Annotated in this window: 23 protein-coding genes; 15 read left to right on the top strand and 8 right to left on the bottom strand. The window is 60.2% G+C overall.

Features of this window, described 5'->3' with window-relative positions:
- Nucleotides 1-28: 28 nt before the first annotated feature.
- Nucleotides 29-2,476 (top strand): PAS-domain containing protein, encoded by a 2,448-nt coding sequence (locus C8265_RS09080; RefSeq protein ID WP_108483692.1) that lies wholly within the window; start codon nucleotides 29-31, stop codon nucleotides 2,474-2,476.
- A 20-nt stretch (nucleotides 2,477-2,496) separates the two neighbouring features.
- Here C8265_RS09080 and C8265_RS09075 read toward each other — a convergent pair whose 3' ends face one another.
- The 3 genes from C8265_RS09075 to C8265_RS09065 form a co-directional block, all read right to left on the bottom strand.
- Nucleotides 2,497-3,255 carry a YaaA family protein gene (locus C8265_RS09075; protein ID WP_108483691.1) on the bottom strand — a complete coding sequence of 253 codons (759 nt, stop codon included), beginning with the start codon at nucleotides 3,253-3,255 and terminating at the stop codon, nucleotides 2,497-2,499.
- A gap of 122 nt (nucleotides 3,256-3,377) precedes the next feature.
- Nucleotides 3,378-5,426, bottom strand: coding sequence for a DNA helicase RecQ (gene recQ, locus C8265_RS09070; protein ID WP_108483690.1), 2,049 nt, complete (start codon nucleotides 5,424-5,426; stop codon nucleotides 3,378-3,380).
- A gap of 109 nt (nucleotides 5,427-5,535) precedes the next feature.
- Nucleotides 5,536-5,823 carry a YggT family protein gene (locus C8265_RS09065; RefSeq protein WP_108483689.1) on the bottom strand — a complete coding sequence of 96 codons (288 nt, stop codon included), beginning with the start codon at nucleotides 5,821-5,823 and terminating at the stop codon, nucleotides 5,536-5,538.
- Between the two features lie 127 nt (nucleotides 5,824-5,950).
- Between C8265_RS09065 and C8265_RS09060 the strand changes: the two genes are divergently transcribed.
- The 8 genes from C8265_RS09060 to C8265_RS09025 all read left to right on the top strand — a co-directional run bounded on the left by C8265_RS09060 (nucleotide 5,951) and on the right by C8265_RS09025 (nucleotide 13,403).
- Nucleotides 5,951-6,481 carry a thioesterase family protein gene (locus C8265_RS09060; RefSeq protein ID WP_108483688.1) on the top strand — a complete coding sequence of 177 codons (531 nt, stop codon included), beginning with the start codon at nucleotides 5,951-5,953 and terminating at the stop codon, nucleotides 6,479-6,481.
- A gap of 71 nt (nucleotides 6,482-6,552) precedes the next feature.
- The gene (locus C8265_RS09055; protein WP_108483687.1) at nucleotides 6,553-7,890 is read left to right on the top strand and encodes an MFS transporter; all 1,338 of its coding nucleotides are present in this window, start codon (nucleotides 6,553-6,555) and stop codon (nucleotides 7,888-7,890) included.
- Nucleotides 7,887-8,798 carry a penicillin-insensitive murein endopeptidase gene (gene mepA / locus C8265_RS09050; protein ID WP_108483686.1) on the top strand — a complete coding sequence of 304 codons (912 nt, stop codon included), beginning with the start codon at nucleotides 7,887-7,889 and terminating at the stop codon, nucleotides 8,796-8,798. The genes C8265_RS09055 and mepA overlap by 4 nt, the downstream gene beginning before the upstream one ends.
- Nucleotides 8,774-9,676, top strand: a complete 903-nt coding sequence (locus tag C8265_RS09045) for an esterase-like activity of phytase family protein (RefSeq protein ID WP_240611031.1) — start codon at nucleotides 8,774-8,776, stop codon at nucleotides 9,674-9,676. The genes mepA and C8265_RS09045 overlap by 25 nt, the downstream gene beginning before the upstream one ends.
- Before the next feature lie 90 nt (nucleotides 9,677-9,766).
- Nucleotides 9,767-10,387, top strand: coding sequence for a queuosine precursor transporter (locus C8265_RS09040; protein WP_108483685.1), 621 nt, complete (start codon nucleotides 9,767-9,769; stop codon nucleotides 10,385-10,387).
- Between the two features lie 268 nt (nucleotides 10,388-10,655).
- Complete coding sequence (smpB, locus tag C8265_RS09035; RefSeq protein WP_108483684.1) at nucleotides 10,656-11,132, top strand: SsrA-binding protein SmpB; 477 nt, start codon at nucleotides 10,656-10,658, stop codon at nucleotides 11,130-11,132.
- A gap of 229 nt (nucleotides 11,133-11,361) precedes the next feature.
- The gene (sseA, locus tag C8265_RS09030) at nucleotides 11,362-12,219 is read left to right on the top strand and encodes a 3-mercaptopyruvate sulfurtransferase (RefSeq protein WP_108483683.1); all 858 of its coding nucleotides are present in this window, start codon (nucleotides 11,362-11,364) and stop codon (nucleotides 12,217-12,219) included.
- Nucleotides 12,219-13,403, top strand: coding sequence for an amino acid aminotransferase (locus C8265_RS09025; protein WP_108483682.1), 1,185 nt, complete (start codon nucleotides 12,219-12,221; stop codon nucleotides 13,401-13,403). Before sseA ends, C8265_RS09025 begins: the two co-directional genes overlap by 1 nt.
- A gap of 109 nt (nucleotides 13,404-13,512) precedes the next feature.
- Here the strand turns inward: C8265_RS09025 and C8265_RS09020 are convergent, their stop codons facing one another.
- Genes C8265_RS09020 through rbfA form a run of 4 tightly spaced genes read right to left on the bottom strand, consistent with a single transcriptional unit; the run spans nucleotide 13,513 to nucleotide 16,123 of the window.
- Nucleotides 13,513-14,019: a DUF1643 domain-containing protein gene (locus C8265_RS09020; RefSeq protein ID WP_108483681.1), complete on the bottom strand. Its 507-nt coding sequence runs from the start codon at nucleotides 14,017-14,019 to the stop codon at nucleotides 13,513-13,515.
- On the bottom strand, nucleotides 14,016-14,918 hold the full coding sequence (gene truB, locus C8265_RS09015) for a tRNA pseudouridine(55) synthase TruB (RefSeq protein ID WP_108483680.1): 903 nt from the start codon (nucleotides 14,916-14,918) through the stop codon (nucleotides 14,016-14,018). Before truB ends, C8265_RS09020 begins: the two co-directional genes overlap by 4 nt.
- 54 nt (nucleotides 14,919-14,972) lie before the next feature.
- Entirely contained in the window at nucleotides 14,973-15,710 is a 738-nt protein-coding gene (locus tag C8265_RS09010; RefSeq protein WP_420818855.1) for a phosphodiester glycosidase family protein, read from the bottom strand.
- Nucleotides 15,707-16,123, bottom strand: a complete 417-nt coding sequence (gene rbfA, locus C8265_RS09005) for a 30S ribosome-binding factor RbfA (RefSeq protein ID WP_108483679.1) — start codon at nucleotides 16,121-16,123, stop codon at nucleotides 15,707-15,709. The genes C8265_RS09010 and rbfA overlap by 4 nt, the downstream gene beginning before the upstream one ends.
- Before the next feature lie 100 nt (nucleotides 16,124-16,223).
- On the opposite strand from rbfA, the gene dapB reads away from it, so the two are divergent.
- Both dapB and C8265_RS08995 read left to right on the top strand, forming a co-directional pair.
- Complete coding sequence (dapB, locus tag C8265_RS09000) at nucleotides 16,224-17,036, top strand: 4-hydroxy-tetrahydrodipicolinate reductase (RefSeq protein WP_108483896.1); 813 nt, start codon at nucleotides 16,224-16,226, stop codon at nucleotides 17,034-17,036.
- Nucleotides 17,037-17,098: 62 nt separating this feature from the next.
- Nucleotides 17,099-17,464 (top strand): dihydrodipicolinate reductase, encoded by a 366-nt coding sequence (locus C8265_RS08995; protein ID WP_240611030.1) that lies wholly within the window; start codon nucleotides 17,099-17,101, stop codon nucleotides 17,462-17,464.
- Nucleotides 17,465-17,487: 23 nt separating this feature from the next.
- On the opposite strand, the gene C8265_RS08990 is transcribed toward C8265_RS08995, so the two are convergent.
- The gene (locus C8265_RS08990; protein ID WP_108483677.1) at nucleotides 17,488-17,664 is read right to left on the bottom strand and encodes a DUF1674 domain-containing protein; all 177 of its coding nucleotides are present in this window, start codon (nucleotides 17,662-17,664) and stop codon (nucleotides 17,488-17,490) included.
- Between the two features lie 94 nt (nucleotides 17,665-17,758).
- On the opposite strand from C8265_RS08990, the gene C8265_RS08985 reads away from it, so the two are divergent.
- From C8265_RS08985 to lspA, 4 genes are all read left to right on the top strand, one after another.
- Entirely contained in the window at nucleotides 17,759-19,024 is a 1,266-nt protein-coding gene (locus C8265_RS08985; RefSeq protein WP_108483676.1) for an RsmB/NOP family class I SAM-dependent RNA methyltransferase, read from the top strand.
- Between the two features lie 199 nt (nucleotides 19,025-19,223).
- A complete protein-coding gene (locus C8265_RS08980; RefSeq protein WP_108483675.1) occupies nucleotides 19,224-20,933 on the top strand; it encodes a heparinase II/III family protein in 1,710 nt (569 codons plus the stop codon).
- Nucleotides 20,934-20,955: 22 nt separating this feature from the next.
- Nucleotides 20,956-22,539, top strand: a complete 1,584-nt coding sequence (purH, locus tag C8265_RS08975; protein WP_108483674.1) for a bifunctional phosphoribosylaminoimidazolecarboxamide formyltransferase/IMP cyclohydrolase — start codon at nucleotides 20,956-20,958, stop codon at nucleotides 22,537-22,539.
- A 1-nt stretch (nucleotide 22,540) separates the two neighbouring features.
- Nucleotides 22,541-23,029: a signal peptidase II gene (lspA, locus tag C8265_RS08970; protein WP_108483673.1), complete on the top strand. Its 489-nt coding sequence runs from the start codon at nucleotides 22,541-22,543 to the stop codon at nucleotides 23,027-23,029.
- Nucleotides 23,030-23,099: the final 70 nt, after the last annotated feature.

Here is a 23,099-nt window from a genome sequence, read left to right as displayed (position 1 = left end):
TTAATTTGTCGATCAGGGCACATTTTTTATGGATACTGCAACGCTTCTTGCAAATGAACGGCGCGCCCGGTTGGCGGCCGAACGATTGCTGGAAATGCGCCAGCGGGAATTGAAGTCGGCCAATAAGAAGCTGGCCGATCACGCCCGCGCCCTGACCGGGCAGATTGTGGCCAAACGCGAAGAAATGGAGATGATTCAAACCCAGACCGAAGACCTGCACGCGGAATACGATCAGGTTCGCACGGATCTGGCCCGTGCAAATAGCGAGGCCGAGTTGGCGCAGGGGCGATTATGGTCGGCCCTGCAATCCGTGCGCGATGGATTTGCGGTGTTTGACGATGCGGATAAACTGGTGGTGGCGAACAAGGCGTATCTGGCGATTTTTGATGGGCTGGACTGCGTGCGCCCCGGCATAAGTTACCGTGAAATCACTCATATTCTGGTGGAAGAAGGCATCATCGACCCCCAGGGCCCCGCCGATGCGTGGATCGATGCAATGTTGCGGCGGTGGCAAGACGATCAACCGGAATCGATGATCTTGCGGCTTTGGAATGGTCAGTTCGTCAAATTGATGGATCGGCGCACCCCCGAAGGCGGCACCGTGACCCTGGGCATCAACCAGACCGATCAGTTGCGCATGTGGGCCGCGGTTGAAACGATTCCCGATGGTTTTGTGCTGTTTGATCAAGAGGATCGGATGGTAATGTGCAATGCGCAATACCGCACCATGTATGATATGTCAGACTCTGACGTGCCCTATGGCACAACGTTCGAGGCGATTTTGCGGTTCAGCATGGCGCGCGGCCAGATTGCCGATGCGTTGGGCCGCGAAGAACAATGGCTTGAAGAGCGGATGAGCGAACATCGCCGCGCGGATGGCGTGGTCGAACAGCAATTGGCCGATGGCCGTTGGTTGCGGATTCTGGAACAGGCAACGCCCGATGGCGGGCGCGTCGGTCTGCGCATGGACATCACCGAAATCAAGAAACAGCACGCCGCCCTTGAGGCCGAGCGTCAGCGCGCCGAGGCGGCAAACCGGGCCAAATCGGCGTTTCTGGCCAATATGAGCCATGAAATCCGCACGCCGATGAATGGTGTGGTCGGCATGGCCGATCTGCTGAGCGGCAGCGCCCTGACCCCAGAACAAACCCTTTATGTCGATACAATCCGCACGTCTGGCGCAACACTGCTGGCCACCCTGAACGACATCCTGGATTTTTCAAAGATCGAGGCAAACCACACAGAAATGCTCAGCGCGCCTTTCAACCTTGAGGACTGTCTGTTGGATGTGGTGCGCCTGTTGAAGCCCACAATTTCCGGTCAACCGATCAAATTATTGGCGTCCTTCCATCCGGATCAGCCAATCATGGTAAACGGCGATGGTGGGCGGGTGCGGCAGATTCTGACCAATCTTTTGGGAAATGCGTTAAAGTTTACCGAGGCCGGGCGCGTTGCAATCCGCGTAACGCCGGCCCCCGGCACCACCGTTCGGATTGAGGTCAGCGATACAGGCATCGGCATCCCCGAAGACAAGCTTGAGCATATATTTGGCGAGTTCAATCAGGTTGAAGACGACAGAAACCGCAGTTTCGATGGCACCGGTCTGGGCCTGGCGATTTGCCGACAGTTGGTCGCGCTGATGGGCGGGACAATCGCGGTGACATCCACCCTGGGGAAAGGCAGCTGTTTCACAGTCGATCTGCCGCTCGGCCCCGCCGACAAACAGCCTGAGGCAGTGAAACTGCACGATCATCTGGAACAGGTTCATATCTGCGGGCCCAAGGGCGAGATACGCGATGATCTGGCGGCACATCTTGCACATTTGGGGCTGACCGTCCGCATTGATGAAACGCCGCCCCGGTCCATGCCTGCCGACAGTATCGTTCTTTCGCTGTCCGATGGCCAAGGGCCGAGCGGGCAGGGCGCATCAGTGCTGATCACCTGTGATCCCGCCCTCAACGTGACGGGCCAGGATGGGTTTGCCAAACGGTTGGTCTATCCGGTGCCCCGCGGCGTTCTGGTTGAAACGTTGAACGCCCTGGCCGATCTGGCCCAGCCCGCAGCGGCAAAACAGGCCGCGCCGGGCCCGATTCATGTTCTTGCGGCCGAGGATAATCGCACCAATCAACTGGTTCTTGAAAAAATGCTGAAAACCGCGAATATCGATCTGCAGATCGTATCCAATGGCGCTGATGCGGTTGAGGCGTTCATCGCACGACAGCCACAGTTAATTTTCATGGATATTTCAATGCCGGGCATGGATGGCCGCGAGGCGGCGCGCCGCATTCGCGCCCATGAGGCGGAACAGGGTCTGCCCCACACCCCCATCGTCGCGATGACGGCCCATGCCATGGACAGCGACAAAAAAGAGATTGCCGCCGCAGGGATTGATCATCACCTGTCAAAACCGCTTAGCCGGGCGGCGTTGGTGGGCCATATCGAAACCGTGCGCGGCGCCGGTCAGGGCGTGACCTGACGGCGCAAATACCGCATCGGTTACCGCACGAAAACCGGACACTCCGACGTCGAGGTGTCCGTATCAAACGCATACCCGCCCATTTCAAACTGCGCCAGTTCGCGTGGGTCCGTATGCCGGTTCTCAAGAACCCAGCGCGCCATCGCCCCCCTGGCGCGTTTTGCGGAAAACGCGATGACTTTGCGCCGCCCCTGTCGCTCTTCCTCGAACCGGGGCGAAACCCAGCGCAAGCCCCCCAAGGCAGTCCGGTCAACGGATTTGGAATATTCATCCGATGCAAGGTTCAAGATCGTGTCAGTCTGAAGTGTGGCCGCGTCTTTTACCAAAGCGTCGGCAATTTTCGTTCCCCAGAATTTGTACAGCGTCCCGGCCGGATGCCCGGGCAGTTTGCGCCCCATTTCCAACCGATAGGGGCAGATATCATCGCCGGGGCGCAACAACCCATAAAGCCCCGACAAAATGCGCAGTCTCAGCGCCGCCTCGGCGCGCCCATCCTCGCCCAAGGTGGCCATTTCCAGATGTCGATACACATCGCCATCAAACATATCGGCGGCGGCCTGTGCTGCCCCGGAATCGCGCGACCACTGTGAAATACGCTCGGCATTCAGACGCGCGATTTTCGGGGAAACCTTCATCAGATCCGCAATCTGGTCCTCTGACCAGGTCAGCATCACCTTGTGCAGCTCCTCGGCCTGGTCAAGAAATCGTGGAACGGTGGTTGCGCGCCCTGCGGCCTGAACCTCATTCAAATTCTTGGCCGGGGATAGCAAAATCAACATTTCAGGCTCTCACTTTTCTTTCGCGGTGATCGGTCGGGGGGATGATAATGTGGCAACCAAGGCAGATAGCCCGCGCGCGGCCCTTTATCAATAATTTATGAAAATCCGTGCCTTCGGGTCCGCTATTCCGTCAAAAGCACCTCGAGAAATGCATCGCCGAACCGTTCGACCTTCAAGGCACCCATGCCCGGAACCCGCCCAAGATCATCCAAGGTGCCGGGCCGCTTTTCGGCGATCCATTTCAGCGTTGTATTCGTGCATGACAACGGTTTGTCGATCCCGTCTGGCCCCCGCGCCAGGCGCAATTGCACATCGTTCAACGCATCAAACAGCGCCCCGGCATCACGCCCGGCCAATTTGCGCCGCGTGGGGTGCATGACGGCGGGGGCGGCGCCGGTGATCACCTCCAGAAATGTCGCGCCGTAGCGTTCCAGCTTTTTCGCGCCCACGCCAGTGATGCCCGCCATCTGATCCAGGGTCTTGGGCCGCTGTTCGGCCATCTCCACAAGGGTGCGATCGGCAAAAATCACATAGGCGGGTACGCGCTGTGCCTCGGCCAGGGCGCGGCGTTTCGCCTTCAGCGCCGACAAAAGCGGCGCATCTTCATCGCTGACCATGGCCTTGACCGCGGGGCGGGCCGATTGTGCCGCCTTGATCACATCGCGGCGCAGATCAATCTGCGCCTCACCACGCAGGATCGGGCGCGCGCCTTCGGTCATGCGCAATGCCCCATGGCGTTCGGGGTCGGGGCGCACCAGATCGCGGCCCATCATCTGCCGGAAAATCGCTTGCCACTGACCTTTAGAATACTCTTTGCCAACGCCAAAGGTTGGCAGATGTTCGTGGCCGCGCTGTTTCACCTTGGCCGTGGCATTGCCCATCACAATGTCAATCAGATGCCCGGCCCCGAAATACTCATCAGTGCGCAGGATCGCCGAAAGCGCCATGCGCACGGCGGTGGTGCCGTCAAACACATCGGGCGCGGTATCGCACAGATCGCAATTGCCACAGGGGCCCGAGGTTTCGCCAAAATACCCCAGCAATTGCTGCCGTCGACACCCCAATGCCTCGGCCAATCCCAACAGCGCGTTCAACCGCCCATGATCGGCGGTCTTGCGGTCATTGGGGGCCAGCCCTTCGTCAATCTGGGTGCGGCGCAGGCGGATGTCTTCGGGGCCATACAGCGTCATGGTTTCCGCAGGCGCGCCGTCGCGTCCGGCCCGGCCGATCTCCTGATAATAACTTTCGATGCTTTTGGGCAGGTCGGCATGGGCCACCCAGCGGATGTCGGGCTTGTCCACCCCCATGCCAAAGGCCACCGTGGCGGTCACGATCAACCCGTCCTCTTGCGAAAACCGCCGCTCAACCTCGCGCCGCTCGGCCGGGTCCATTGCTCCATGATAGTGGCAGGCATTGTGCCCCTCATCGCGCAGGGCCTTGGCCAGATCGGCGGTTTTGGCCCGGGATGAGCAATAAACGATGCCCGATTGCCCCCGGCGCGCCGCCGCATAGGTCAGGATCTGCTTGCGCGGCCCGTCCTTGGGCGCAAAGGCCAGGTGAATGTTGGGCCGGTCAAATCCGCCCATGAACAGGCGCGGCGCCACCCCATCAAACAGCCGTTGCACGATTTCGCAACGGGTTTCTTCATCGGCGGTGGCGGTAAAGGCGGCCAAAGGCACATCAAGGGTGCGGCGCAAATCCCCGATGGCCAGGTAATCAGGCCTGAAATCATGGCCCCATTGCGAAACACAATGGGCTTCGTCCACGGCAATCAACCCCACTCCGATCCGGCGCAACATCCCGACCGTATTGCCCAGCGCCAGCCGTTCGGGTGCCATATACAACAGCTTCATCTCGCCCGCATTCAAGGCGGCGAACACCTCATCGGTTTCTTCCTCGGTATTGCCCGAGGTCAGCGCCCCCGCCATAACCCCTGCTTCGCGCAATCCCCGCACCTGATCACGCATCAGCGCGATCAGTGGTGAAATCACCACCGTCACCCCGTCCCGGCACAGGGCAGGCAGTTGAAAACACAGTGATTTTCCACCCCCCGTGGGCATGATCGCCAACGTGTTCTCGCCCGCCGTGACCGCGTCAACGATTTCGGCCTGACCGGGGCGAAATGCCGGAAATCCAAAGACGGATGACAAAAGGTCGGTGGCTTGGGTCATGAATTACGCTTGTTTCTTGTGAAACGAACACAGCTTGACACGCCCGTGTTCATTTTCGTTTTAAAAATATCCCGGGGAGCGCGAGGGGCCGGCCCCTCGCATCGTCGCGTTAATAAAACGCCGCCGCATTGTTAGACAGAATGATCTGCGCCGCATAAATTCCGATCAGTGTGACCAAGGGCGCCAGATCCAGGCCCCCCATGTCCGGCAAAACCCGCCGGATCGGGCCGTAAATCGGCTCAAGCAACCGGTTCAGCCCATACCAGATTTGCGCGACAAGAGGTTGCCCGAGGTTGAGCACCTGAAAGTTGATCAGCCATGACATGATGATATGCGCGATCATGATAAACCACACCACATCAAGGATCAGCATCAGGATTTGAAAAATCGAAGTCATGGGCCACCCGCCTGGTTTCAGTTGCCAAACACCTAGCCATCCGGCACGCCGGGGGCAAGCATGTGCCGCCACGTCGCGCCTTGACGTTTGCGTCACCCGGCCCGAAACCACCGCAAAAGGAGCCCTGATGTATCCCGTCATCCGCCTGGCCAAAGAGCTGTTGGTTCATCGCAACGCGCCGCCCCTGGGTTTGTTTGAAACCCATGTGTCGCACCACATCTGTTGGCCGCAAGACATTGATGTCTGGCGGGAAATGAACAATGGCCGCACTCTGACCCTGTATGATCTGGGCCGCTTTGCGCTGTTTCAACGGACCGGCGCAATCAAGGTGATGCGCGCCGAACGCTGGGCGGGCACGGTGGCGGGCAGTTCCGTGCGCTATCGTCGCAGGGTGCGGATGTTTCACCGGTTTGAAATGCGCACCCGCATTCTGGGCTGGGATGCGCGGTTCCTGTATATGGAGCAATCCATGTGGCGCAACGGTGATTGCACCAGCAACGCCTTGTTTCGCACGGCGGTGACGGGGCAACAGGGCCTTGTTCCCATGGCCGAGGCCGCCGCCGCTTTGGGCGTTGATCCGGTCAGCCCGCCCTTGCCCGATTGGGTTGCCGCCTGGACCATGGCCGAGGCACAGCGCCCCTGGCCGCCCCTGACCTGACCCAAGGCAACCTTTGCCATTGCTTCACCCCTGCGATGCGGGTTTTATCCGCATGAATCCGGGGGGCATGAATGGCCGATATTTCAAACCGCAAAAAGATATGGGGCTGGTTCTTTTTCGACTGGGCTTCACAGCCTTATAACACGCTGTTGCTGACGTTCATCTTTGGCCCCTATATCAATGAAATTCTGGGCGATGGCACGGCGGCGCAATCGGCCTGGGGGTTTGGCATTGGCGCGGCAGGCATTCTGATTGCCCTAATGGCCCCGGTTCTGGGCGCGTTGGCCGATACATCGGGGCGGCGGTTGCCTTGGATCTGGGTGTTTTCAGGGTTTTACGTGGTGGGGGCGGGCGGGCTTTGGTTTGCCGCGCCGGATGATTTCAACCTGATCACCACCATGATGTTTTTCGCGGTTGGTCTGATCGGGATGGAGTTTGCAACGATTTTCACCAATTCGATCCTGCCCGAACTTGGCCCGAAGGAACGGCTGGGCCGGATTTCGGGCAATGGCTGGGCCTTTGGATATGTTGGCGGGCTGGTCACTTTGGTGATCATGTTGGTGTTTTTTGCCGAAAGTGGGGCGACGGGCAAAACCTTTGCCGGGTTTACGCCGCCCTTTGGGTTGGACCCGGACGCGCGCGAAGGCACGCGGTTTGTCGGCCCGCTGACGGCAATCTGGTTTGCGGTCTTCATGATCCCGTTCTTTTTATGGGTGCGCGAACCGCGCCGCCCCCCCGCGCCCCCGGGGGCAGTAATGCTGGCGCTCAGGGGTCTGAAAGGCACCCTGCGCGCCTTGCCGAGAACCCCCAGCCTGTTTGCCTATCTTGCCTCGTCGATGTTTTATCGTGACGCGCTGAACGGGATTTATACGTTCGGCGGCATTTATGCCGCCGGCGTCATGGGGTGGAGCGTGGTGGACACGGGCATGTTCGGCATTCTGGCGATTGTCGCGGGGGCGGTTTTTGCCTTTGTCGGGGGCTGGGCCGACAGCGCGTTTGGCCCCAAACCGGTAATTGTGTTATGTATTCTGGTGCTGATCGTCATGGCCATCACTGTGGTCACGATCACGCCGCTCACCGTGTTGTGGATCACGGTCGCGCCCGAATCGAACCTGCCCGATCAGGCATTTCTGGCGGTGGGTGTGGGCATTGGCGCGGCGGGCGGGGCGTTGCAATCGGCCAGCCGTACGATGTTGGTGCGGCAGGCAAACCCGGCCCGCATGACCGAGGCATTCGGCCTGTTCGCTCTTGCGGGCAAGGCCACATCTTTCATGGCGCCATTGGCCATTGGCGCGGCCACCTATTTCAGTGGCAGCCAACAGATTGGCGTTTCCCCCCTGATTGGGCTTTTCGCATTGGGGCTTGTTCTGTTACTCTGGGTGAAACCCGACGGAGATCGAGCAGTATGAAACCCATTTTCGCCCTGGCAGTTCTTTGCCTTCTTGCGGCCTGTGGCGGGGGCGAGCGCCCCGGCACCGCCCTTCCTACCCCGGCGTTTCAGGCCGATGTCGCCACGCGCAACGCCTTGGCCAAACAGATGTTTGGCGCCGAACAGTTTGGATCAAATCAGGCACCCGCCCCCTATGGTTCCTATGCCAAGGGGTGTTTGGCGGGCGGCGTGCAATTGGCCGAAACCGGCCCGACATGGCAGGCCATGCGCCTGAGCCGCAATCGCAATTGGGGGCACCCTGAAACCGTCGATTACCTGCAGACCCTGTCGCGCAAGGCCGCCCAGCAGCCCGGCTGGAACGGGATTTATGTGGGTGACATCAGCCAGCCGCGCGGTGGGCCGATGTTGACCGGCCATGCCAGCCATCAAATTGGCCTGGATGCCGATATCTGGCTGTTGCCTGCCAATCGGTTGAATCTGTCGCGCGATGAGCGAGAAAAGATTTCGTCAATTTCTATGCGCCGTTCGAACGGGGCCTATACCAACGGCAATTGGACCCGGGCGCATCATGAAATCGTCAAGGCGGCGGCATCCGATCCCCGCGTGGCGCGGATTTTCATCTTTCCCGGTGCCAAAGTGCAGATGTGCAATGACGAGCGTGGCTCAAAGGCGTGGTTGAACAAGGTGCGCCCGTGGTATGGGCATCACTATCACTTCCATGTGCGTCTGAAATGCCCCAGCGGCGCGCGCGGTTGTGTTGATCAGGCACCACAGCCCGCGGGCGACGGATGTGCCGATGCACAGGCCTGGGTGAATAACATTCTCAACCCACCGCCGCCCGACCCGAACTATAAGGCACCCCCGAAAAAAGGCCCCATTCGCGTCGCTGATTTACCGAACCAGTGCCAAGCCGTCTTGTCGCGCTGATCCTGGCGGGAACGCTTTGTTCGGCCTCGATGGCATATGCCGCCGGGGCCGAATTTTTGTCGCGTTTCATCTGGGAAACAGCCAACGCCAATCACGGTGGCTTTTCAGGTCTGGAATTGGGCGCGGATGGAAACAGCTTTGTTGCAATTACCGACCGGGGCTATGTAGCGCAGGGAACGCTGCGCCGAACCAACGGCGAAATCACGGGCGTGGAAACACAGCGGTTTCATAGGCTGCGCGCCAAGAATGGCGCGCCACTTGCCGCCCATCTAAAGGGCGATTCGAACAGCTTTCAGGATGCCGAAGGCTTGGCGCAGGCGGCGGATGGCACGTTGTACGTGTCGTTTGAGGGCGTGCACCGGGTGTGGCGCTATGCCGGTGTTGATGCAACAGCGCAAAACATCCCGCCCCATCCGGATTTTGCAAACTTGCAAGGCAATTCGGGCCTTGAGGCATTGGCAATTGATGCCCAAGGCGCGCTTTACACCCTGCCGGAACGGTCAGGGCAGTTAAGCCAACCCTTTCCGCTGTATCGGTTCGAGAATGGCGCATGGTCGATTCCCTATGTTCTGCCGCGCAGGGGCGAATATTTGCCCGTGGGCGCGGATTTTGGCCCCGATGGCAAATTGTACCTGTTGGAGCGGCAATTCAGCGGGCTTTTAGGCTTTTCAAGCAGGGTGCGCCGGTTTTCCCTGGGACCGAAAGGCACGATTGGCGAAGAACAGCTGTTGGTCACGCCAAACCTGCGCCACGGCAACCTTGAGGGGCTGTCGGTGTGGCGCGACGGGGCGGGACATATCAGGCTGACAATGATCGAAGACGATAATTTCAGCATATTTCAGAACACCCAGTTCGTGGAATACCGGGTGGGCGAATAGCTTGCGCATATGCTGTTGGGGCGGTAAATGGCGATGTCGCCCCGTGGGACGGCCAAGTGTCCGAACCCCTTGTCAAAACGGAACAACCTTATGACACGCATTCTTCCCGGCATTCTTGCCATGGCCGCCATCGTGTTGGCCAGCAATATCCTTGTGCAATTCCTGTGGGGCGAATGGCTGACGCTTGGGGCGTTTACATACCCGTTGGCATTTTTGATCACCGATGTGATGAACCGGGTGTACGGCGCGGCAACCGCGCGCCGGGTGGTGTTTGCCGGGTTTTTGACCGGCGTGGTCTGTTCGGTGGTCGGCACACAGATCATCGGCGAATTCGGCCCCTTGGTGACATGGCGCATTGCACTGGCATCGGGCGTTGCGTTCTTGACGGCACAACTGGTGGATATCGCGGTGTTCAACCGGTTGCGCGCGGGGCGATGGTGGCGCGCGCCGCTGGCGTCGTCGCTGGTGGGATCGGCGTTGGATACGGCGCTGTTTTTCAGCATCGCGTTTTCGGCCACACTGATTTTTATCGAGCCGGGCAACGATGTATCTTGGGCCGGTTCGGCGGTGCCGCTGTTGGGGCTTGGGCCGACGGCCCCATTGTGGGTCAGTCTGGCCGTGGCCGATTGGGGCGTGAAACTGGCGCTGGCACTGATTGCTTTGGTGCCATTCCGGATGATCGTGGCGTGGTTGACGCCACGGGCCGTGTAAAAAGATTTGACTTACCCCGGATCTGTGCCACCTTCGCCTTATCGGCAATTTTTGAAAGGAGGTGGTCTAGTGTCTAGAATGAACCAGGAGTTTGTGGTCGGAACAGTCATGGGGGCCGTCGCCCAAGGGCAATCCTGAGGGTAGAACATCCATGATTGGGTCATCCTAACCGGACCCATCTCTGTAACATTCGAAGGGCCACCGATATCCGGTGGCCCTTTTCGTTTGATGTGTTGAAGAAGCGCGGTTTGACCGCTATTTGAATGCCATGGCCAAAGATAAAGAAAAAACAAATTACAAAGTCATCGCCGAAAACCGGCGGGCGCGGCATGATTATGCCATCGAATACGATATCGAAGTGGGGATCATCCTGCAGGGGTCCGAAGTGAAATCCCTGCGCGTGAACAGCGCCAATATCGCCGAAAGCTATGCCGAGGTGAAAGATGGCGAGCTGTGGCTGGTCAACAGCTATATCGCGCCCTATCTGCCGGCGAAAACCTGGGGCCATGAAGACCGGCGGCGGCGCAAACTGTTGGCCAAGAACAAAGAACTGTCGCGGATGTGGAACGACACCCAGCGCAAGGGCATGACCATCGTGCCACTGGTGATGTATTTCAATCACAAGGGCCTGGTGAAAATGAAACTTGGCGTCGCCAAGGGCAAGCAGAACCACGACAAGCGCGCCGATGCGGCCAAGGCCGATTGGAACCGCCAAAAAGCCCGGCTGTTGCGCCATAGCGGCTGACGCCTGACCAAACGGAGGCGCTGCCGCGCCACGATATTTTTGTTTGGTGGCTGTGGTTCAGGGTGTTTGCAAATTTTTGCTGGCGCGATTTGCTGCGCTGACGGGTTTTGGATATTTATAGCAAGAAAAAACCCAAGCGCGGTTTTCGTTTGCAGCGGCGCGCCCTTGTCATGGGGGCGTGTCGGGAGTAGGCAGATTGCGGTATTTCACAGCCTTTGGGGTGCGCAGTATGGCCTATGACGATCCGACGACTTTGGTATCGACCCAGTGGTTGGGCGATCATCTGAAAGACCCTGATTTACGGATTTTGGATTGCAGTTGGTATCTGCCGGACATGGGACGTGATCCGCGCGCCGAATACGATGCGGCGCATATTCCCGGGGCGCGGTTTCTGGCGCTGGACGATGTGTCAGACAGTCGGTCGGATTTGCCCCATATGGCACCGCCACCCGAGAAATTCATCAGTCGGATGCGCGGAATGGGGGTGGGGGATGGCCATCAGGTGGTTGTCTATGACGGCATTGGCATGTTTTCAGCGGCACGTATCTGGTGGCTGTTTCGGTTGATGGGCAAGACGGATGTTGCCGTGTTGGACGGTGGGTTTGCCAAGTGGCAGGCCGAGGGGCGCCCGGAAGAGGATATGCCGCCGATCATGCGTGACCGTCATATCACCGTGGCGCGCCAGAACCATCTGGTGCGCGATGTGACCCAGGTGGCGGCGGCGGCCAAATTGGGCGATCATCAGATTGTCGATGCGCGTGGCGCCGAGCGGTTTGCCGGAACCGCACCTGAGCCGCGCGAAGGGTTGCGCGCGGGGCATATTCCGGGATCGCGGAACGTTCCTTATAAATCGTTGCTGAATGGTGATGGCACGATGAAAGGCCCCGATGATTTGCGCCGGGTCTTTACCGAGGCGGGGATTGATTTGAACCGGCCTGTGATCACCACCTGTGGATCGGGGGTGACGGCGGCGATCCTGTCATTGGGGTTAGAGATTTTGGGGCATCGGGATCACGGTCTGTATGACGGATCCTGGGCCGAATGGGGCATGTATAACGACCTGAAGGTCGCGACCGGAGACGCATAATGTTAGAGAATTTGAAACCGCAACCTGCCGATAAGATCCTGGCGCTTGGGCAGGCCTATCGCGCTGATCCGCGCGCCGACAAGATTGATTTGGGCATTGGTGTTTACAAGGATGCCAGTGGCAAGACCCCGGTGATGCGCGCCGTCAAAGAGGCCGAGCGTCGGTTGGTGGCCGAGCAGGACAGCAAGGCCTATACCGGACTGCTGGGTGATCCGGCCTATACTGACGCGTTGCGCGATATGATCCTGGGCGATGCTGTGCCGGGCGATCGGGTGTCGTGTGCCGCGACGCCGGGGGGCACCGGGGCGATTCGCCAGGCTTTGGAGCTGATCAAGATGGCGTCCCCCGGCGCCACGGTTTGGCTGTCGGCCCCGACCTGGCCCAACCATCCGTCGATCATTAAATATCTGGGCATGTCGATGGCCGAGTATCGGTATTTTGACGCGGCCACGCGCGGCGTTGATTTTGCCGGGATGATGGCCGATCTGGATCAGATCAAATCAGGCGACGTGGTGTTGTTGCACGGCTGTTGCCACAACCCCACCGGTGCCAATCTCACGCTTGAGCAGTGGCAGGCGGTGTCGGACCATTTGAACGCCAAGGGCGCTGTGCCGTTTATTGATATTGCCTATCAGGGGTTTGGTGACGGGCTGGAGGCCGATGCCGCCGGCACACGGTTGATGGCCGCCAATGCGCCGCAGATGTTGATTGCCGCGAGTTGTTCGAAAAACTTTGGCATTTACCGCGAACGCACCGGAATGGTCATGGCCATCGCCCCCGAGGCGGGGATGAAGACCGTGACACAAGGCACCCTGGCTTATCTCAACCGGCAGAATTACAGTTTTCCGCCCGATCACGGGGCGCGGGTTGTCACCATGATTTTGACCGATCCGGAGCTTAAGGCCGATTGGATGGCCGAACTGGAGGCGGTGCGCCTGGGCATGTTGGAGCTGCGCAAGCAGTTGGCGGATGAGTTGCGCAAGCGGTCAAATTCGGACCGGTTTGATTTTATCGCCGATCATCGCGGCATGTTTTCGCGGCTGGGGGCGACGCCCGAACAGGTGGAAAAGATGCGCGTCGATAACGGGATTTACATGATTGGCGACAGTCGGATCAACATTGCCGGGTTGAACGCCAAAACCATTCCGGTACTGGCACAGGCGATCATCGACGCTGGAGTTTAGAGCCTGTCGCGCTCACATGAATTCACCTATCCGAGTGAACGCGCTTGCGTTGCAAGCACTGCCTCGCTCGGACAGGTAAATGTCTGAATCAGATTAAGCGCGGCACGCTTTAGACCCAAAGGCGGGGCTGTTCGGCATATCCGATATACAGCGGATGTTTCGGATGCCCTGCCTTGGACAGCCCCAGATGCGACAGGGGTTTGCCGGTGGCGCGCAGCAGGGTTTCAACCTGTGCGCCCCGGCCCAAATGCGCGCCATGGGTGCCCCAGGCGCAGAGCACCGTTTCGGCCCAATCTGCCGCCGCCAGAATCGCCGCATCATTGGCCGGGCCAACCGGATCGGGGGCGGCGCGCATTTTCTTTGGGTCAGTATCGCGCCAGGCGAAAATGTTGGTGACGCTGAACGCCCCATAGCCCAGTGCGCGGGCGCGGCGTTCGCAACGTTCCACCGTCGGGTCATTTTGCACCTCGGTCGCGGTGGAGGGGTTTAGCATGACAAAGGCGATCCTGCGCCCGGTGTCATCCCAGGTGCGGGTCAGATCGTAGCGGTAGAATTCGCAATCGGAATAGGTGGCGATGCTGGCGGCATCGCCCTTTAGATGCTGCCGGGTGATCACGGCACGAACACCCGGTTGGGGTGCAATTCGCCCGCGCGGTAAATGCCAACGGCCACGGCGCGGCCTTCAAAGCTGGCCCAAGCCTCATCGCCATATTCGGCGTCTGAAGATATCACCATGCCCGGATTGCCATTGCGCAGCTTTGCCGCCCCTTCGGGGGTGCAGCGCACCTCGGGCAGATCGTCCAAACCCTGCTCTAGCGGGCGCAGCCATTCATCCAACGCAGGGGTGCGGGCCAATTGTTCGACCAACTCAAGGCTCATCGCCTCGTCCGCCTCAAACGGGCCTGACCAGACCCGGCGCAGCGATACGACATAGCCAAAACAGCCCAGCGCCGCGCCCAGATCCCGCGCGATCGAGCGGACATAGCCGCCCTTGCCACAGACCATTTCCAATTCAACATGGTCGGGGTCTGGGCGCGACACCATGTTCAATTCTTCCACGAACAGGGGCCGCGCGGCGATTTCCATGGTTTCACCGTCACGGGCGCGTTTATAGGCGCGTTCGCCGTCAATTTTCACCGCCGAAAATTGTGGCGGCACCTGCATGATATCGCCGGTCAGGGGCAACAGCGCCTGACGAATATCATCATCGGTGGGGCGCAGATCGGAGGTTTCAATCACCTCTCCTTCGGCGTCGTCGGTATTGGTGGCCTGGCCCAAACGCACGGTGAACCGGTATGCTTTCATCGCGTCGGTGATATAGGGCACGGTTTTTGTCGCCTCACCCAAAGCAATGGCCAAAACGCCGGTTGCTTCGGGGTCAAGCGTGCCGGCATGACCGGCCTTTTTGGCATCAAAGGCCCAGCGCACCTTGTTCACCACGGCGGTTGAGGTGAGGCCGGCAGGTTTGTCGATGATCACCCAGCCGGATATGTCACGCCCTTTGCGTCGGCCCATTGTCTGCTCCTATGAAATATGTGTGCGCCCGGTTATCTGCCGGCGCGGCCCGGGTCAATCAAGCGGGCGCACGGTGCCCAGAATCGGCCCCATGGGAAACCCGCCATCGGATCGGTTTAACGAAGGCGCGTGAAGCCGCGAAATATTGCCATCAAGAAACAGCGCATTGGGGGTTTGCAATTCGTCACGAAACAGCCGCCCAAATTGATGAAAATTCACCGGTCGGTCGGAAATGGCAAACACCACCTCGTGCCCATTTTCTGACACGCCCACACCGTTGCGGATGTATTTCGATGTGCCGTCTTCCAGAAACCTTGGGTGCAATTCGCCGTCAATCACCAACATTGGCCCCGATTGGGTGGCAAATTCGCACGGTTCGGGTTTTTCGGCAAAACTGCGGCTTTCCACCACTGCGGCGCGGTTGCCCATGGCGCAGAATACCCCGTTGGGCAAAAGGCCAAAGTTGCCCGGCCCTTCGCTGGTGATCACGCGCATTTCTTCCTTACCGTTTTCGATATAGAGGCCGACCGGCGCGCGATCTGCGTGATACATGCCGCCATTCATCGCCACGCCAAGGGTTAGGCCCTGATCGGCCAAGGCACGGTTGATCTGGCGAAAACTGCCATAGGGCGCGCCGGTTTCATCGCGCAGCCACAAGCGCAGCGGATCATCGGCCAGGGTGATTCGGCAGGTGGTGAACGGCGTCCCGTCGAATTCGACACGCCCACAGGCCGGATCTGCCTGTGCCGGTATCGGCCACAGCACAATCAGTGCCAGCAGCCGCCACATCATTCGCTCTCGTCTGAATCGGGCGTGTCCAGATCGCGGCGCACCTCTTCGCGGGCCAACAATTCGCGCGTGGCATCCATGCGATCAAACGTATCGTCGATCAGGAACCGCAGCTCGGGCGAATGTTTCAAGGTCATTTCCTTGTTCAGGCCCCGGCGCAATTCATAGGTGTTGCGCGCCAATGCCTTGATCGCGCCTTCCTTGTCCTTCCCGCCCAAAGGCAGGACAAACACGGTGGCGATGCGCAAATCGGGCGACACCCGTACCTCGGATACGGTGATCGACATGCGGTTCAGATCGGGGTCATGGATCGCGCCCTGCATCAACAGATCAGACAGGGTGCGGCGGATCAATTCCCCCACACGAAGCTGACGTTGCGACGGGCCTGCGCCACTTGAAAAACGGTTCTTTGCCATACCCCCGATTTAGGCATGAACGCCGCCCGGTGCAACAAGGGGTTTGCGTTGTCCGTTTGGCGCGCTAGACCAAGGCGCAATGTCGCGCATGGGGGATAATATGGCACAGACACCGGGAATCGTGATCACAGGCGTATCAGGGCGCATGGGCCAGATGTTGGCGCGCATGGTAACCGACAGCGATGCGATGTATCTGGCCGGCGCGTTGGAACGGTCGGGCCACCCCTGGATCGGTCAGGATCTCGGCCTGGCCATGGGGGGCGTCGAATCTGGCATCCCGGTCGAAGACGATCCAACCGCCGCCTTTGCGCGCGGCGATGTGGTGATTGATTTCACCGCGCCTGCCGCCACGGTTGCCTTTGCCCGCGCGGCAGGTGAGTCAGGCATTGCCCATGTGATCGGCACCACCGGATTCAGCGATGAAGACATCGCCGCCATCGACAAAGCGTCACAAAACACCGTGATCGTGCGCGCGGGCAACATGAGCCTGGGCGTCAACCTGTTGACCCAACTGGTAAAACAGGTCGCCGCCGCGCTTGATCCCTCATACGATATCGAGGTGATCGAATATCATCACCGTCACAAGGTTGACGCGCCATCCGGCACCGCGCTGATGCTGGGCGAAGCGGCGGCTGAGGGGCGCGGCGTTGCCCTGCCCGATGTGGCGGATCGGGGCCGCGATGGCATAACCGGTGCGCGCACACCGGGTGACATCGGGTTCAGTGCCATTCGCGGCGGTGATATTATCGGCGAACATGATGTGATGTTCGCGGCTGAGGGTGAACAGATCATCCTGTCGCACAAGGCCACCGACCGGTCCCTGTTTGCGCGCGGCGCGCTGAAGGCGGCGCTTTGGACCAAGGGAAAAAACCCCGGTGCCTATGATATGTTGGATGTTCTGGGTCTGAAGTGATCTGAAGCCCGGAATTGGCCGTATTATTCCCGTGCAAGGCGAAGAACCGCGGGAGAATGCCAATGATTGTTCGAACCTTCTTAACCCTGATTTTTGCCGTATCGGCAACGTTTGGGGCACCTGCAATGGCCGAAACACTTCAAACCGTCACCAGCAAATCCCAATTCGTGAACCTGGTCAGCGGACGAGAGCTAAGCCGCTTCGGCATCCGCCTGTCGGTGTCGCCAGGCGGTTCAATCAAAGGCCGGGCGTTCGGTCAGCCGGTGACCGGCGCGTGGACCTGGAAAGGCAATTATTTCTGCCGTGATCTAACCTATGGCGCCACGACATTGCCCACCAATTGCCAATTGGTTCAGGTGGGTGGTGGCACAATCCGGTTTACCTCTGATCAGGGCGCAGGCGAATCTGCCGATTTGCGCCTGCGCTAAGCCACAGTTGGCAAAGGGTGCGATCAGAAATCGATCGCGATGCCTTTTTTCTCCCAATCGCCATAACGCACCGGCTCGGGGCCATCGCGCCCGCCCAATTCCACGGGCAATTCCACCACTTTCGCCTTGGCGCGGCGCTCTTGCGCCTCGGCCAGTGCGCGCTGTGCTGCGGGGGGCAGATCTCTGGTTTCTTCGGTCATTGGGTGTCCTTTCGGTGCGGGCCGCTTGTTCCTGCGTTCTGCATGATATACGTCGCGCCAAGTTTGTCTCAAGTCTTGCAAAAGGATAATCGCCATGGCGCAGCCTGTCGATGCCCCCCGCCGTGCGGCGCTGACCCTGCTGATGGGTGTGACCGAAGAGGGCGCGCTGCTGTCCGAATTGCTGCCCAAGGTGATGGCGCCCTTGGCCCCTGCGGATCGTGCGCGCGCGCAACGTCTGGCCACCGGCACCCTGCGCTGGGCCGACCGCGCCGACCGCGCCCTGGGGCCGTTTTTGCGGATGAAACCCTGGCCGCGCACCCATAACGCGATGCGCTTGGCGCTTTATGAAATCTACGTCGAAGGCGCGGCAGAACACGGCGCAGTCAACGCCGCAGTTGAATCGGTGCGCAGCCTGCCCGACACTGCACATCAGGCAGGGCTGACCAATGCCGTATTGCGCAACGTGATCCGCAAAGGCGGGTGGGATGCCTTGCCAATGCCACAGCTGCCGAAATGGTTGCGCAAACCGCTGATTGCTGATTTCGGCAAGGCGCGGATCGCCGAAATGGAACGTGCCTTTGCCAAAGGCGCGCCGCTTGATCTGACGGCGCGGGGTGGCGATGGTGCCGCGTTGGCTGAACGGCTGGGCGGAACCTTGCTACCCACCGGATCGGTGCGGCTGACCAACCCGGGCCAGGTGTCTGCCCTGCCCGGATACGACACCGGCGATTGGTGGGTGCAGGATGCCGCGGCCGCCTTGCCCGCGCAAATCCTGAATGCGCAGCCCGGCGAACGGGTGCTGGACATGTGCGCCGCGCCGGGCGGCAAAACCATGCAGCTGGCCGCCACCGGGGCTACGGTCACTGCCATTGACAGCTCCGAAACCCGCATGGCCCGACTGCGCGCCAATCTGACCCGGACACAGCTAACGGCAGACACAATCGTCGCCGACGCGCTGGCCTTCACTTCCGAAACACCCTTCGATGCGATCCTGCTCGATGCGCCCTGTTCGGCCACAGGCACCCTGCGCCGCCACCCCGATCTGCCCTATGCCAAGGATGGCAGCAATTTTCCCGATCTGTTTTTGCTGCAAGAACAAATGATCGACGCCGCGCTGGCTCTTCTGAAACCCGGTGGCAGGCTGATCTATTGCACCTGCTCGCTGCTTATCGACGAAGGCGAAGAGCAGGTGCGCGACACGCTCGAACGTCACCCGACCCTCACGATCGAACCCATCAGTCATCCGGCCATTCCGCCTGAGTGGCACACGCCCGAAGGCATCCGCATCACCCCGGAATACTGGCCCGATCTGGGCCATCTCGATGGTTTCTTCATCACCATCCTGCGCCGCCCTACCTGACATACTCATTTCTGTTTCGGTAAATATCCCGGGGGTCCGGGGGCTGGCCCCCGGAACGCCAGACACAATGCAAACACATTTGCGATGACAGCGCGCCGATACGTGCGTATAGTCAAGCCAAAGCAGACCCCGCACCACAGCGAGGCTAAACAGGCACGTGTCCACATCTGAACCCTGGAAAGTGCGAAAAACGCGCTGGATGAACCGTTTGCGCGCGCGCCTCAGCACCCTGAGCGCGCCGGCCACCGGGCTGGTCAGCCAGCCCGAGCCGCGCACCATCGGCAGTTTCGCCCGGGGGCGGCAAATTTCCGCCGGAAATTTCCTGTTTGCCGGATATCTGGTCGAGGCGCCGGACACCGCGATCTGGGATTTGCCGATGCCCGATCTGTCGTTCGAACAGGAATTGCATGGGTTCACCTGGGTTGATGATCTGGCCGCCGTGTCCGATGGCGCGGCCAATCTGCGGATGCGCAACTGGACCCATGCCTGGGTCACGCGGTATGGCCGGGGCACCGGGCCGGGCTGGACGCCCGATCTGACCGGTCGCCGTCTGATCCGGTGGATCCACCATGCGATGGTTTTGCTGAACGGGGCCGATAAGGCGACAAGCGATGCCTTTTACCGCTCGCTTGCGCAACAGACGAATTTCCTGTCGCATCGCTGGAGCGCGGCCTCGCCGGGACTGGCGCGGTTTGAGGCGCTGACCGGGCTGATTTACGCCGGAATCGCCCTGACCGGCATGGAAAAACACATCGCCCCGGCGGTCAAGGCATTGGGGCGCGAATGTACCAGCCAGATTGATGAACAGGGCGGCATTCCCACCCGCAACCCCGAAGAATTGATGGAGGTCTTTACCCTTTTGTCCTGGGCGGCGGCGGGGCTGCGCGAAACTGACCGGGTGCCGGGCGCGGCGCATTTGGCCGCACTGGCGCGGATCGCGCCCAGTTTGCGCGCCCTGCGCCATTCCGATGGCGGTCTGGCGCGGTTTCACGGCGGCGGGCGCGGTGCCGAAGGACGGTTGGACCACGCCCTTGCCGCGTCTGAGGTGAAGGGGGCCAAACGCGCCGGGTTGGCGATGGGGTTTGCCCGGCTCAGCCATGGGCGCACCACGATGATCGTCGATGTCTCGCCCCCGCCCGTGCGCGAGGCCAGCGCCCAGGGCCATGCCAGCACCCTGGCGTTTGAACTGACCTCGGGGCGGCGGCCCCTGATCGTGAATTGCGGGTCCGGGCGCACCTTTGGCGAAAAATGGCGTCGGGCCGGGCGCGCCACCCCGTCCCATTCAACCCTGGCGATTGAGGGGTATTCATCGGCGCGCCTTGGGGTTTCGGGGTTGATGTCGGGGGAGAATGCCGAACTTCTGGTCGATGCGCCGCGCGATGTGCGGATGGAAACCCGCGAAAGCGATCTGGCAAATGGGTTGATCGCTGGGCATGACGGATATCTGGCCACCCACGGTTTGACCCATGTGCGCCAATTGTATCTGTCAAACGATGGGCGCGGTGTGCGCGGCGAAGACGTGTTGGCCACTGTCGAAAAATCCGACGAGCGGCAATTTGACCGCGCGCTGGATCGCTCGGCGCTGAAAGGGATACCGTTCAAGGTGCGGTTTCATCTGCATGCCGATGTGGATGGCGAACTGGATATGGGCGGTGCGGCGGTGTCGATGGCGCTGAAAAGCGGTGAAATCTGGGTATTTCGCCACTCCGGCGATGCCAAGCTGACACTGGAGCCTTCGGTTTATCTGGAACGTGGTCGATTGGCGCCGCGTGCGACAAAACAGATCGTTTTGTCGGCAATTGCCGTTGATTATGCCACGCGCCTGTCCTGGACGCTTGCCAAGGCGCAAGATACCCCCGATACGATCCGCGACCTTGAGCGTGAGGATCTTGCGCTTCAGGCCCGATAAGATCGCAAAAAGGACACCTGCCATGACCCAGACCCACCCCATTCGCCGCGCCCTGCTTTCCGTATCTGACAAGACGGGGCTGGTGGATCTGGCCCGCGCCCTGGCCGACCGGGGGGTTGAATTGCTGTCAACCGGCGGGTCTGCGGCGGCGTTACGCGGCGCGGGGCTGGATGTGCGCGATGTGGCGGATGTGACCGGATTTCCCGAAATGATGGATGGCCGGGTGAAAACACTGCATCCGATGGTGCATGGCGGGCTGTTGGCCCTGCGCGATGACCCAAACCATGTGGCCGCGATGGAGCAACACGGAATCGGCGGCATCGATCTGTTGGTGGTCAACCTCTATCCGTTTGAGGAAACCGTGGCCAAGGGCGCCGATTACGCCACCTGTATTGAAAATATCGACATCGGCGGCCCGGCAATGATCCGCGCGGCGGCCAAAAACCATGGGTTTGTGACCACTGTGGTGGATGTGGAAGATTACGACGCGTTGTTGGCGGAACTGGCCGAACATGGCGGCACCACCTATGGTTTTCGCCAGAAGATGGCGCAAATCGCCTATGCCCGTACGGCGGCCTATGATGCGGCAGTCAGCACATGGATGGCGGATGCGTTGGGCGATCCGGCACCGCGCCGCCGCGCCGTGGCGGGCACCCTGGCGCAAACCATGCGCTATGGCGAAAACCCGCACCAGAACGCGGCGTTTTACACCGATGGATCGGCGCGGCCCGGCGTGGCCACGGCGGTGCAACATCAGGGCAAGGCGCTGTCGTATAACAATATCAACGATACCGATGCGGCGTTTGAGCTGATCTCGGAATTTGCCGGCCAGGGCCCGGCCTGTGCAATCATCAAACACGCCAACCCTTGCGGTGTGGCGACGGGCGCGACATTAGCCGAGGCCTATCAAAAGGCGTTCGATTGCGACCGCACCAGCGCGTTTGGCGGGATTGTCGCGCTGAACCAACCTTTGGACGTTGAAACCGCCGAATTGATCAGCGGTATTTTTACCGAAGTTGTGATTGCGCCCGGCGCTGATGCCGGTGCAATGGATATTTTCAGCAAGAAAAAGAACCTTCGCCTGCTCACCACCACCGGTCTGGCCGATGCGGCGGCGGCGGGGCGAGTGATTAAACAGGTGTCGGGCGGGTATCTGGTGCAGGACAAGGATTGTGGCCGGGTATCGCGCGATGATCTGCGGGTGGTGACCAAGCGCCAGCCAAGCGAGGCGGAAATGGACGATCTGCTGTTTGCCTGGACCGTCGCCAAACATGTGAAATCCAACGCCATCGTTTATACCAACGGCGGCGCGACAGTGGGCGTTGGTGCGGGGCAGATGAGCCGCGTTGACAGCACCCGGATTGCCGCGCGCAAGGCGGAGGATATGGCCGAGGCTTTGGGGTTGGATGCCCCTTTAACCCAAGGGTCGGTCGCGGCATCGGATGCGTTTTTCCCGTTTCCCGATGGCGTGCTGACTGTGGCCGAGGCCGGCGCGACGGCGGTGATCCAGCCCGGCGGATCGATGCGTGATGACGAAGTGATCGCCGCCGCCGATGCGGCGGGTCTGGCGATGGTATTTACCGGCATGCGGCATTTCCGGCACTGATATGGGGATGATGTTCAAAACCGCGGGATTCGTTTTCATTCTGGACCAGATCAGCAAATATGTTGTCGTGCATATGATGAATCTGGCGTCGGTCGGCGAGATCGACGTTTGGCCGCCCTATCTGAATCTGCGCATGGCGTGGAACCGGGGGGTGAATTTTGGCCTGTTTGCCAGTGATGTGAACATCATGCGCTGGGTGTTGATCGCCGTTGCGCTGGCAATCACGGTTTGGGTGATTTGGTGGATGCGCGCCGAACGCCCGGGCCGGTGGGGCATGATTTCGGCCGGATTGCTGATTGGTGGTGCGTTGGGCAATGTGGTCGACCGCCTGTTTTACGGCGCTGTGGCGGATTTTTTGAATATGTCCTGTTGTGGCATCGAAAACCCCTATGCCTTCAATGTGGCCGATATTTCGATCTTCATCGGTGCGGTGGGGTTGGTTTTATTCACCGGCAACGGCAAGAAGCGCAAATCGGCCCGTGCGAGATAAGCCCCGGAAATTCGTCGTGACGCGGGTTCGGCGATGGGGTAAACCAAAGATCAAAGAGTGAGGGAGGCGC

Origin of the sequence: Oceaniglobus ichthyenteri, assembly GCF_003057885.1 — a bacterium.
In the GTDB taxonomy this organism is placed as follows: domain Bacteria; phylum Pseudomonadota; class Alphaproteobacteria; order Rhodobacterales; family Rhodobacteraceae; genus Oceaniglobus; species Oceaniglobus ichthyenteri.
Note: the sequence above shows the minus strand (reverse complement) of the source record. Positions and strands in the feature narration are given on the sequence as shown.